General features: G+C 66.4%; 11 protein-coding genes. 7 read left to right on the forward strand and 4 right to left on the reverse strand.

Annotated elements, in window-relative coordinates:
* The first annotated feature begins 41 nt into the window (after positions 1-41).
* The 7 genes from smc to FG93_RS01330 all read left to right on the forward strand — a co-directional run bounded on the left by smc (position 42) and on the right by FG93_RS01330 (position 7243).
* Positions 42-3497, forward strand: coding sequence for a chromosome segregation protein SMC (gene smc, locus FG93_RS01300; RefSeq protein ID WP_043231019.1), 3456 nt, complete (start codon positions 42-44; stop codon positions 3495-3497).
* A 219-nt stretch (positions 3498-3716) separates the two neighbouring features.
* Complete coding sequence (locus tag FG93_RS01305; protein ID WP_052513183.1) at positions 3717-4064, forward strand: AtpZ/AtpI family protein; 348 nt, start codon at positions 3717-3719, stop codon at positions 4062-4064.
* 44 nt (positions 4065-4108) lie between these two features.
* Entirely contained in the window at positions 4109-4867 is a 759-nt protein-coding gene (locus FG93_RS01310) for a F0F1 ATP synthase subunit A (protein ID WP_043231021.1), read from the forward strand.
* Positions 4868-4931: 64 nt separating this feature from the next.
* Positions 4932-5159, forward strand: a complete 228-nt coding sequence (locus FG93_RS01315; RefSeq protein WP_043231023.1) for a F0F1 ATP synthase subunit C — start codon at positions 4932-4934, stop codon at positions 5157-5159.
* An 80-nt stretch (positions 5160-5239) separates the two neighbouring features.
* On the forward strand, positions 5240-5824 hold the full coding sequence (locus tag FG93_RS01320) for a hypothetical protein (protein WP_081881229.1): 585 nt from the start codon (positions 5240-5242) through the stop codon (positions 5822-5824).
* A gap of 12 nt (positions 5825-5836) precedes the next feature.
* A complete protein-coding gene (locus FG93_RS01325) occupies positions 5837-6313 on the forward strand; it encodes an ATP F0F1 synthase subunit B (RefSeq protein WP_043231029.1) in 477 nt (158 codons plus the stop codon).
* Between the two features lie 75 nt (positions 6314-6388).
* Positions 6389-7243, forward strand: a complete 855-nt coding sequence (locus tag FG93_RS01330; protein WP_152579247.1) for a dienelactone hydrolase family protein — start codon at positions 6389-6391, stop codon at positions 7241-7243.
* Positions 7244-7249: 6 nt separating this feature from the next.
* Here the strand turns inward: FG93_RS01330 and FG93_RS01335 are convergent, their stop codons facing one another.
* The 4 genes from FG93_RS01335 to gcvH form a co-directional block, all read right to left on the reverse strand.
* A complete protein-coding gene (locus FG93_RS01335) occupies positions 7250-8527 on the reverse strand; it encodes a murein L,D-transpeptidase (RefSeq protein WP_052513187.1) in 1278 nt (425 codons plus the stop codon).
* Positions 8528-8654: 127 nt separating this feature from the next.
* Positions 8655-10229 (reverse strand): aminomethyl-transferring glycine dehydrogenase subunit GcvPB, encoded by a 1575-nt coding sequence (gene gcvPB / locus FG93_RS01340; protein ID WP_043231032.1) that lies wholly within the window; start codon positions 10227-10229, stop codon positions 8655-8657.
* Complete coding sequence (gene gcvPA, locus FG93_RS01345; protein ID WP_043231714.1) at positions 10229-11569, reverse strand: aminomethyl-transferring glycine dehydrogenase subunit GcvPA; 1341 nt, start codon at positions 11567-11569, stop codon at positions 10229-10231. Before gcvPA ends, gcvPB begins: the two co-directional genes overlap by 1 nt.
* A gap of 82 nt (positions 11570-11651) precedes the next feature.
* Positions 11652-12026 (reverse strand): glycine cleavage system protein GcvH, encoded by a 375-nt coding sequence (gene gcvH, locus FG93_RS01350; RefSeq protein ID WP_043231035.1) that lies wholly within the window; start codon positions 12024-12026, stop codon positions 11652-11654.
* Between the last annotated feature and the right edge of the window lies 1 nt (position 12027).

Below are 12027 nucleotides of genomic sequence, written 5' to 3' on the forward strand. Positions count from 1 at the left end.
CCCACGCGCCATTCTGCCCGCTTGGACCTTGAGGCGCGTCGATGCATCTGACGCGCCTCAAGCTGACCGGCTTCAAGACCTTCGTCGAGCCGTCCGAATTCCTGATCGAGCCCGGACTGACGGGAATCGTCGGACCCAATGGCTGTGGCAAGTCGAACCTCGTCGAAGCCCTGCGCTGGGTGATGGGCGAGAGTTCGTTCAAGAACATGCGCGCGTCCGGCATGGACGACGTCATCTTCGCTGGTTCCTCCGAACGTCCCGGCCGCAACATGGCCGAAGTCGCGCTCACCCTCGACAATAGCGACCGCAAGGCTCCAGCGGCCTTCAACGATACCGATGTCCTCGAAGTGACCCGCCGGATCGAGCGCGAGGAAGGCTCGACCTATCGTGTCAATGGCAAGGAGGTGCGCGCCCGCGACGTGCAACTGCTCTTTGCCGATGCGGCGACCGGTGCCCGCTCGCCGGCACTGGTGCGGCAGGGGCAGATCAGCGAGCTGATCGCCGCCAAGCCGCAGTCCCGCCGCCGCATCCTTGAAGACGCAGCCGGTATTGCGGGCCTGTACAGCCGACGACACGAGGCCGAGCTCCGGCTCAGGGGGGCGGAGGAGAACCTGACGCGGCTCGAGGACGTCCTCGGCGAGATCGACACGCAGGTCGATGCCTTGCAGCGGCAGGCACGGCAGGCCGGGCGCTATCGCAGCCTTGCCGCCGACATCCGCCGCGCCGAGGCCACGCTGGCGCTGATCGCCCATCGCGACGCGCGCGACCATGCGGCCGCTGCCGACCGGGCCCTGGAAGCGGCCGTCCGCGGCGTTGCCGAACAGACGGGCATCCAGGCCGAGGCGGCACGCCGTCAGGCTGTGGCGGCGCATGCGCTGCCGCCGCTGCGCGAGGCCGAGGCCGCCGCCGCGGCCGCGCTGGTCAGGCTCAAGCGCGGCCTCGACGAGCTCGAGGCCGCCAACAGGCGCGCCAAACAACGCGCAGATGAACTTGGCAAGCGCCTGACCGAACTGCAGAGCGATCTCACGCGCCAGGACCGCGTCGCCGACGATGCCACGGAAAGCCTCGCACGGCTGACTGGGGAAGATGAGGCGCTTGCCAGCGAAGCCAGCGCAGCCACGACCGTGGGAGAGAGTGCAGGCGCCTCGCTGGCAGAGGCTGAAACGATCCTGCTTCAGGCAGAGGGCGAGCATTCCACGGCGCAGGCAAGATTGTCCGAATTCGCAGCCCGCCGCGATGCCATGGAGCGGACGCTCCGTGATGCTCAGGGCCGCGAGGCCAGGAGTGCCTCGGAGCGGGACAAGTTGCGGCGCGACCTCACCGCGCTCGACGCGGATGATGCCGCCGCCCAGCTCGACAGGTTGAAGGGCGCGCACGCCCTGGCCGAGCAGGCCATGCGGGAGGCCGATGCCGCCGCGGCCAGCGCAAGAACGGCTCTTGGTGCAGCCCGTGAAGACGAAACCCGGCTGCGCGCGCCGCTGGCCGAGGCCGATCGCACGGCCCAGCGCCTCGACACGGAAATCCGCACGCTGCAGAAACTACTGGCACCAGCGGCCGGCGACCGCTGGCCGGCGATCCTCGAATCGATCAGCGTCACGAAGGGATACGAGACCGCGCTTGGTGCGGCACTTGGCGATGATCTCGACGCCGCCTCCGATACAGCTGCACCGGCTCATTGGCGCGATATGGGCAAGGCTGCCGGGGACCCTGCCCTTCCCGATGGCGCCGAGGCGCTGGCCCGGCATGTGCGCGGGCCGCAGGCACTGGCGCGGCGCCTGGCTCAGGTCGGCATCGTCCCCCGCGAGGAGGGCCCGCGGCTTCGCGCCTCGCTACAGCCCGGCCAGTGCCTGGTCTCGCGCGAAGGAGACATCTGGCGCTGGGACGGCTTCACCAGCGCTGCGGAGGCCCCCTCCCCGGCGGCCCGGCGCCTCGCCGAAAAGAACCGGCTTGGCGACCTCGAACGCGAGGCGGAGGCCGCGCGCGGGGCTGCGGAGCTTGCGCGGCAGGGCCTCGATGCGGCCAGCCAGGCGGTTCGCGCCTCCTCGCAGGCTGAAACGACCGCCGTCGAATCCGTGCGGCTCGCGCGGCGCGATCTGGATCAAGCCCGAGAGCGGCTCGCAGGCGCCGAGCGCAAGGCGAGCGAGACAGCCGCACGCCGCTCGGCGCTCAATGAGGCCGTCGCCCGCCTTGGCCAGGCGATCGCGGAGGCAACGGCCCAGGCTTCTGCAGCTGAAGAGGCGCTGGCCGCGCTGGCGCCGGCTACGGAGCTCGAGAGCGCCCTCCTGAAAGCGCGCGCCGCCCTCGGGGAGCAGCGTGCAGCCGCTTCGGATGCACGGGCCCGCGTCCAGACCCTGGCGCGAGAGGCGGAGCTTCGCGAGCGTCGCCGCGCCACGATCTCCGCCGATATCCAGGCCTGGCAGGAGCGAGCCAAGACCAGTGCCCAGACCGCCGATGAGACGAAACGGCGCATCGCGACGGCGGAGACCGAACGCAAGGCGCTGCTCGAAGCGCCGGATACCTTCCTGGTCGAGCGCCGGCGCCTGGTCGGCGAGATCGAGGCGGCGGAGACGGCGCGCCGCGAGGCGGCAGACAGCCTGGCCGCCGCAGAGACCGCCCAGGCTGAAGCCGATCGGCAGGCCAGAGCGGCACTGGAAACCCTCTCCGGTGCGCGCGAGGTCCGTGCCTCGGCCGATGCGCGCCTCGAGGCCGCCCGACAGCGCCTGGCCGACGTGGAGCGGCAGATCGAGGATGGGCTCGAGACCGGGCTCGCCGGCCTCCAGGAACTGACTTTGATCAAGCCGGGCGACGCGCTGCCGAATCCCGCCGACATCGAAGGCCGCCTCGCGGGGCTGAGGGCCGAACGCGAGCGTCTCGGCGCCGTGAACCTGCGCGCCGAGGATGAGCTCGCCGAAATCCAGACCAAACGTGCAGGCCTGACAGGGGAGCGCGACGACCTGAGTGAGGCGATCCGGCGCCTGCGTCAGGCCATCGGCGCGCTGAACCGCGAAGGCCGCGAGCGGCTGCTGGCCGCGTTCGAAGTGGTGCACGGGCATTTCCAGCGCCTGTTCAGCATCCTGTTCGGCGGCGGCACGGCTGAGCTCCGGCTGGTCGATTCGGAGGATCCTCTCGAGGCCGGGCTGGAAATCTTCGCGCGCCCCCCGGGCAAAAAGCCGCAGGTGATGACCTTGCTCTCCGGCGGCGAGCAGGCCCTGACCGCGACCGCCCTGATCTTCGCCGTGTTCCTGACCAACCCCTCGCCGATCTGCGTGCTCGACGAGGTCGACGCGCCGCTCGACGACGCCAATGTCGAGCGCTACTGCGATCTGCTCGACGATATGGCGCGGAATACCGAGACACGCTTCCTTTTGATCACCCACAACCCCATCACAATGGCGCGCATGGAACGGCTGTTCGGCGTGACCATGGCCGAGCGAGGGGTCAGCCAACTGGTCTCGGTCGACCTCGCAACCGCGGAACAAATCCGCGAAGCCGTCTGAAAAAAAGCCACATTCGGGTTCGCAATGCGGCAAGAATGCCGCACACAGCGCTAATATCAAATATTTTCAATAACTTAACACCAATCCCCCTGCCTTGACAGTCGCCGGAGCGGACAATAAAGGAAACGCGCTGACAACGGCTCGGCCTGCGGGTCCGGACAGGTTCGCGGCAATTTCGGACGCGGTCGTGGCCATGACACGGTCGGTAGGGAGTTGCTGATGTCTGAATCCGACCCGAACGGCTCCGATCCGAAGTTGCGGGAAAGACTGGACTCGCTGAAGGCCGCCCTCGGGCGTGTCGAAGCCGCCGAGAAGGCGGATTCAGAGAAGGCGGGTCCCGACAAAGCGCTTGCTGGCGCAATGTCATCAGGTTTTCGCGCGGCCACGGATATGGCTGGCGGCGTTATCGCTGGTGCCCTGATCGGGTATTTCGGCGACCGGTGGTTGGGAACGTCGCCGTTCCTGCTGATCGCCTTCCTGGTGATCGGAACCATCGCCGGCCTGCGCTCCGCCTATCGGCTCGGAATGCGCCCTTCCTCACCGAAGGGCGGCGAACCGGAACGTTGAATGTGTTTGCAGTGCCCCGAACCGGGGCAATTTAGGGGTGACTTATGGCGGCTGGCGGCGGAATCGATCCGATCCACCAATTCGAGATCAAGCCGATCCTGGGCCTGCGGCCGTTCGGCCTCGATTTGTCCTTCACCAATGCTTCGCTGTTCATGGTGGTGGCCGTCGCGGTGATCTCCGCCATCATGATCTATGGCTCGAGCCAGCGGGCGACGGTTCCGGGCCGCCTGCAGTCGCTCGCCGAGATGCTCTACGAGTTCGTCGCGTCCACCATCACAGGCGTGATGGGCCGGGACGGGATGCGCTTCTTCCCTTTCGTCTTCTCGCTCTTCATGTTCGTGCTGACGGCGAACCTGCTCGGCATGGTCCCGGGCTCGTTCACCGTCACGAGCCAGGTCGTCGTCACGGCTGCCTTCGCGCTCCTCGTCATGAGCATCGTGCTGGTCTACGGCGTCATGAAACATGGCAGCCACTTCTTCGGCCTGTTCGTGCCGTCGGGCGTGCACCCGCTGATGCTGATCATCCTGGTGCCGATTGAGGTGGTCTCCTTCGTCTCGCGCCCGATCTCGCTCAGCCTGCGTCTGTTCGGCAACATGCTGGCCGGCCACATCGCGCTCAAGGTCTTCGGCGGCTTCGTCGTCGCCCTGACGGGCGCCGGCGTCTACGCCACCCTGGCGCCACTGCCGCTGTTCCTGGCAGTCGCGCTGACCGCGCTTGAGTTCCTCGTCGCCGCTCTGCAGGCCTATATCTTCGCGATATTGACCTGCGTCTATCTCAACGACGCTCTTCATCCCGGACACTGACCGGGCGAGCTCGCGAGACTTCACCCTTCCACCACTCTCAACTGTTTTACATCGGAGAAAGACTATGGATCCCGTCGCAGCTAAGTATATCGGCGCTGGTCTCGCCAGCCTCGGCATGGGCCTCGCCGCTATCGGCGTCGGCACCATCTTCGGCAACTTCCTGTCCGGCGCCCTGCGCAACCCGTCGGCTGCCGACGGCCAGTTCCCGCGCGCCTTCATCGGCGCGGCGCTCGCGGAAGGTCTCGGCATCTTCGCGTTCGTCGTCGCGCTCGTTCTGCTCTTCGTCGTCTGACGAGCATTCACTGCGGCTCCGCAGGCGTTATCATGCGCCGCGGAGCCGTCATTCGTTGACGCAACCTTCAGAGGCGTTCCATGCAGGTTCGCGCTTCCCGCGCACAGCGCATCGGGGTCGTATCAGCCGCCGCCAGCGTTATGGCGGTTTCGGCCGACACGGCGTTCGCGAAGGGCGCTTTTCCACCCTTCGACCCGACCTTCTTCGCCAGTCAGATCTTCTGGCTCGCGATCAGCTTCGGGGCGCTCTACTGGCTCATGTCGCGGGTCGCCCTGCCGCGTGTCGGCGAGGTTCTTGCCGAGCGCAGCACGACGATCGCTCGCGATCTCGACCAGGCAACCGAGATCCACGCCAAGGTCGAGGCCGTCGCCAAGGACCATGAGCAGGCGCTCGCCGAAAGCCGTCGCAACGCCCAGGCCATCGCTCAGGAGGCTCGCACTGCCAGCGCTCGCGAGACCGATGCCAAGCGTCACGCGACCGAAGCGGAGCTCGGCGCCAAGCTCGCAGCCGCCGAGAAGACAATCGCGGATCGCAAGACCGCCGCGATGAAGCATGTCGAGACGATCGCTGCCGGCGCTGCCGCCGAGATCGTTGGCAAGCTGACGGGTCAGAGCCCGACCGACGCCGAGACCGCTGCCGCGGTCAAGTCCGTCCTGAGCGCCTGAGGAGACCGAACCATGGATACCGTCTGGGTTGCGGTTGCCCTCGTCATCTTCCTCGGCATTCTGGGGTATTTTGGCGTCCACAAGTCGCTTCTGAGCGCGCTCGACTCGCGTGGCGAGAAGATTGCCCGCGAGCTTTCCGAAGCCCGCCGGCTGCGTCAGGAGGCTGCCAAGCTGCTCGCCGAATATGAGGCGAAGCGCAAGGCCGCCGAGGGCGAAGCCGAGGCGATCGTCGCCGCAGCCAAGGACGAGGCGATCCGCCTTGCCACCGAGGCTGAGGAGAAGCTCGCCGATTTCGTCACCCGCCGGACCAAGTCCGCCGAAGACAAGATCGCGCAGGCCGAGATGGAGGCTACCGCGGAAGTCCGCGCTGCCGCTGCCGAGGCCGCTACGCTGGCCGCCGAAGGCATCCTGCGCAGCCAGATGGGTGGCAAGGCCGGCGAAAGCCTGTTCGCCACCGGTCTGAAGGAAATCAAATCCAAGCTGAACTGAGCGATCAGTGCCGCAAGGGAATACGACGCCGCGAACCTTCGGGTTTGCGGCGTTGTCGTTTTCACACCCCGCGCCGTGTCGAGCTCTGGCACGCAAGTCGAACCCTGCCGAGATGGAGCCACCATCCTGATCGCTCGCCTGGCACTGGCCACGATCGCAATGCTCGCCTGCGCCATGCCGGCCCGCGCGATGGAGCAGATCACATTCCCGTCACGCGACGGCACTGCCCTGACCGGCTGGGTCGTCAAACCCGCTGGACCAGGCCCCTTCCCCGCCGTGGTCGCCCTGCATGGCTGCAGCGGCCTCTGGCGGGCCTCTGGAGGGCTCAGCGCACGCGAGAGCGACTGGAGCGCCAGGCTGGTCGCAGCCGGCTTCGTCGTGCTCCTGCCCGACAGTTTTCGACCACGCGGGATCGTCGCGCTCTGCAATGATCGCGAACGTGCGCTGCGACCGGCGGATCGCGCCAGCGATGCATTCGGCGCGGCCGACTGGTTCGCCAGTCAACCCTTCACCAAACCCGCCGGGATCCATCTGATCGGCTGGTCGAATGGCGGCTCGACGGCGCTCCACGTCGCCGGCAATCGCGCGGCCGCGGGCCCCAGGGGATTTCGGGCCGTCATCGCCTTCTATCCTGGCTGCAGGGTCATGCTGAAGCGCGACTGGCACACTCGGGTGCCGACAACGATCCTTCAGGGACTGGCGGATGACTGGACGCCAGCGGCGCCCTGCGAGGCGCTGGCGCAGCAAGGCGGCGCACGCTTCGTGGGCTTCGCTGGCGCCTATCATGATTTCGACCATCCAGATCTGCGGCTTCGGGAGCGCAACGCGGCCTATTCGCAGCGCCCAGACGGCAAGGTGACGATCGGGACGGATGCCGCGGCGCGCTCCCGAGCCATCAGCGAAGTGATGGCGATCCTGCGGGCGCCCTGATGTCTCTCAGTTGACGGCGGTGACCGCCTTCACCGTCGCGGCCCTGGCCGGCGCCACAAGCGGGCTCGGAGCAGCCGGCGCCGGACGAGCCTCGAGCTTGGCAGGCTGCACCTTCGGCTTGGGCTTGCGCGCCTGGATCGTCGATGTGACGATGCCCTGCGGGGTGTCGAGCCCATAGATGTCCTCGCGGAACTGGACCAGCCCGTCGGCGCCCTGCCAGCCGGTCAGATAGACCCAGGCCACGGGTACCGCCTTCTTCAGCCGGATGTCCTTGCGCTCGCCTTTGGCGATCTCGGCCTCGATCGCCGGCTCGGTCCATTCGGTCCCTTCAAGCAGCCAGGCCGCGAGGTCGCGCACACCCTCGATGCGGGCGCAGCCGGAAGAGTTGAAACGGACATCCGAACGGAACAGCGTCTTCTTCGGCGTGTCGTGCATGTAGACCGCTTCGGTATTCGGCATGTCGATCTTGAGCTGACCAAGCGCGTTGAGCGGACCGAAATCCTGCCGAACGGTGAAATAAGGCGAGGTCAGGCTCGCCCAATTCACAGTCGCCGGATCGATCTCACGATTTTCTGCTCCGAGAAGGCGCATGTTCGACTTCACGATGAAGTCGGGCTCCTTGCGCATCTTGGGGATGATGTCGGCCTTCACGATCGAGGTCGGCACGGTCCAGTAGGGGTTGAGGTTCACCGAGGTAATGTTGGCCTGGAGCACCGGCGAAGGCCGATCAGGACGACCGACGACCGCGAGATGCTTGCGCTGAACCACGCCGTTCTCGACCGCCTCGACGCTGGCGCCGGGAATGTTCACGACGACATAGCGCTCTGCAAAGACGAAGCCGTTGCTCTTCAGCCGCTCCAGGGTCGCAGTGAGCTGGTTCAGGCGGACTTCAACGGGAACGTTCAGCGCCTTGAGCGTCAGGCGGCCGACCGTTCCGAGATCGGACAGGCCGTGACGGACCTGGAAGCGCTTCACGGCTGCGATCGTCGCAGCGTCATAGATATCGCCCGGCAAGGCCGTCGGCGGCAGATCTCCGCTCAACATCAGGCGCTGCTTCAGCGCAACGACGTCGGGCCCCTGCGAATCCGGCTTCAAGGCGGAGACACTGCCGACGAGCCTGGGCCAGCCGCCGCGCGACGCGATCTCCTCATGGGTGACCAGCGCCTCAAGGGTGCGGTCATAGGTGTTGGGGCCGTAGCTCGGCTCTTGCGCACGCGCGACGCCGACCGTCAAAATGAGAGCGGCAACGGCAACTGCGGAGCTCCGGACAAAAGAGCAATACATCGACTGTTCCCAAGGCGCGAAAACACGCACCAAGGGAATCATCCTCGCACATGGTCAAAGAATGCTTAAGACCGAGGGAAGGTGACGATAGGGCAGCATTCCATGGCTGCCCCATCGATTGAGAATCCTACTCCGCCGCAGCTGCAATCGGTTCCGGCTTCACCCATTTCAGGATCGGCTGGCGGGCAGCGCGCGTCTCGTCGAGACGGCGGATCGGGGCGTGGTGCGGCGCCGCGGTGAAGCGAGCCTTGTCATTGCCCTTCGCGGCCATGGCCAGGTCGCGCAGCGTCGCGATGAAGAGGTCGAGCGAGGCCTTTGACTCCGACTCGGTCGGCTCGATCAGCATCGCGCCATGGACGACCAGCGGGAAATACACCGTCATCGGGTGATAGCCCTCGTCGATCATCGCCTTGGCAAAGTCGAGCGTGGTGACTCCGGTGCCCTTCAGCCACTCATCGTCGAACAGCGCCTCGTGCATCGAGGGGTGGTCGGGGAAGGGCAGAGACATCAGGTCGGACAGGCCGGCGCGGATGTAATTGGCACTCAGCACCGCATCCTCCGAGGCCTGCTTCATGCCGTCGGCACCATGGCTCAGCATATAGGCGAGCGCGCGCACATACATGCCCATCTGGCCGTGGAAGGCGGTCATGCGACCGAAGGGATCATTGCCCGCCGGCGCGTCGCTGGCGTGCTCCACAAGCCGCGCCGCACCGCCCTCGACATGGATGAACGGCACGGGCGCATAGGGAGCGAGCCTGCTCGACAGCACGACCGGACCGGCGCCCGGACCGCCGCCGCCATGCGGTGTCGAGAAGGTCTTGTGCAGGTTGATATGCATGGCATCGACGCCGAGATCGCCCGGCTTCGCCTTGCCGACGATGGCGTTGAAATTCGCGCCGTCGCAATAGAAATATGCGCCGGCCGCATGCAGCGCAGCGGCGATTTCGACGATCTGCGGCTCGAAGATGCCGCAGGTATTGGGGTTGGTCAGCATGATCGCGGCAATGTCCGGCCCGAGCAGGGCCTTGACGTCCTCGACTGCTACTGTGCCATCCGGGCGTGCCGGGACGGACCTGACCTCGAAGCCGATCAGCGCCGCGGTCGCCGGATTGGTGCCGTGCGCCGATTCCGGCACGAGCACGACCTTGCGTGTCTCGCCCTCGCCCTTGGCGGCAATGGCGGCCTTGATCGCCATCATGCCGCAGGCCTCGCCATGGGCACCGGCCTTGGGCGACAGTGCCACGGCCGGCATGCCGGTCAGCGTCATCAGGTAGCGCGCGAGCTCCAGCATCAGCTCGAGCGCGCCCGGCACGGTCGAGACCGGCTGGAGCGGATGAACATCCGAGAAGCCCGGCAGCCGCGCCATCTTCTCGTTGAGGCGGGCATTGTGCTTCATCGTGCAGGAGCCGAGCGGGAAGAGCCCGGTGTCGATGCCGTAGTTCTTCTGGCTGAGACGCACGTAGTGGCGCATCGTCTCCGGCTCGGAGAGACCTGGCAGGCCGATGCCGTCCTTGCGCGCATGCTTGCCGAGGCGGCTCTTGAACGGCACCGGCTTCTCGATGTCGACACCTGTCGTCTCATGATGGCCGATCTCGAAGATCAGCGGCTCGATCTGCTGCAGCGCGCGATTGCCGGTGAAGGTCTCGCGGCCGTGATCCACGGAGGAAGCAGCCTGGGTGGGACGTCCCTGACGGTTCAGCATCACAGCACCTCCGCGAGCGTCGCCACGAAGGCCGCCCGATCCTCATCCGTGTTGATCTCGGTATTGGCGACGATCAGCAGATCGTCGAGCCCGGCCCCCGGCAGCAGGCGCGAGGCCGGCACGCCGCCAAGCACGCCCTTCTCGGCCAGTGCCTCGACGACCTCGGCCGCTGGCTTCGACAGCTTCAGCGTGAACTCGTTGAAGAAACTCTCAGTGAGCAGCTTCACCCCCGTCACGCCGGCCAGCATGTCGGCAAGCTTCACGGCATTGGCGTGATTGAGCTCGGCCAGACGCGAGAGCCCGGCCTCGCCGAGCAGGGTCATATGAATGGTGAAGGCCAACACGCAGAGGCCGGAATTGGTGCAGATGTTCGACGTCGCCTTGTCGCGCCGGATATGCTGCTCGCGGGTGGAGAGCGTCAGCACGAAGCCACGATGTCCGTCGGCATCGATCGTTTCGCCGCAGAGCCTGCCCGGCATCTGGCGCAAGTATTTCGACTTGGCAGCGAAGAGGCCGACATAGGGGCCACCGAAGTTCAGCGCATTGCCGATCGACTGGCCTTCCCCGACGACGATATCGGCGTCCATCGCCCCCGGAGGCGTGACCGCGCCCAGCGACACGACTTCGGTGAAGACGGCAATCAGAAGCGCACCATGGGCATGAGCCTTGTCGGCGATCGGCTTCAGGTCGCGGAGATTGCCGAAGACGTCCGGAGACTGGACGACGACGCAGGATGTTTGATCGTCGATCTGCGCGAGGATGTCCTCCTTGGCGGCGACATCGGGTGCGAGCGCCACGACCTCGTCGCTCGCCATGCCGGAAAGGGTCTTCACCACGTCGGTGTAGTGAGGATGCAGACCACCCGACAGCACCGCCTTGCGGCGCTTGGTGACGCGGTGAGCCATCAACACGGCTTCGCCGGTCGCGGTCGAGCCGTCATACATCGAGGCGTTGGCGACCTCCATGCCGGTCAGCGCGGCGATCTGGGTCTGGAATTCGAAGAGGTATTGCAGCGTGCCCTGCGCGATCTCGGGCTGATAGGGCGTGTAGCTGGTCAGGAATTCCGAGCGCTGGATCAGGTGATCGACGGTCGCCGGAACATGGTGCTTGTAGGCGCCCGCGCCAACGAAGAACGGAGCCGCGGAAGCTGCGACATTCCTGGCGGCCATCCGGCCCATGATGCGCTCGACTTCGAGTTCACCCTTGGCGCGCGGCAGGTCGACGGGTGCCTTCAGCAGCTTGCCGGCTGGCACGTCGCTGAACAGGGTGTCGATATCGGGAACGCCGATGCGCGCGAGCATATCCTCGCGGTCGGTGTCGGTGAGGGGCAAATAGCGCATCGGGCTTTCCTTGATCATTCCAGGACCGGGCGCAGCGCACGCCCGGCACCGGACATTCAGGTCACAGGCAATGAAGCGCTGCTCACAGCGTCTTCACGTAGTCCTGATATTCGGCCTCGCTGAGCAGGCTCTCGAGTTCAGCAGGGTTGGTCAGCTTCAGCTTGACGAACCAGCCCTTGCCGGCCGGATCCTCGTTGACCGCGCCAGGCGCGGCCTCGAGTTCGCTGTTGACCGCGACGACCTCGCCCGAGACCGGGGCATAGACCTCGGACGCGGCCTTGACGCTCTCGACCACAGCAGCCTCGCCGCCCTTGACGACCGCCTTGCCGACAGAAGGCAGCTCGACGAAGACGACATCGCCAAGCTGGCCCTGGGCATAGTCGGTAATGCCGATGGTGCCGGTGTCACCCTCGATGCGGATATATTCGTGGTCCTTGGTGTAACGGGTCTCGGCCATG

Origin of the sequence: Allobosea sp. LC85 (assembly GCF_000735605.1) — a bacterium.
In the GTDB taxonomy this organism is placed as follows: domain Bacteria; phylum Pseudomonadota; class Alphaproteobacteria; order Rhizobiales; family Beijerinckiaceae; genus Allobosea.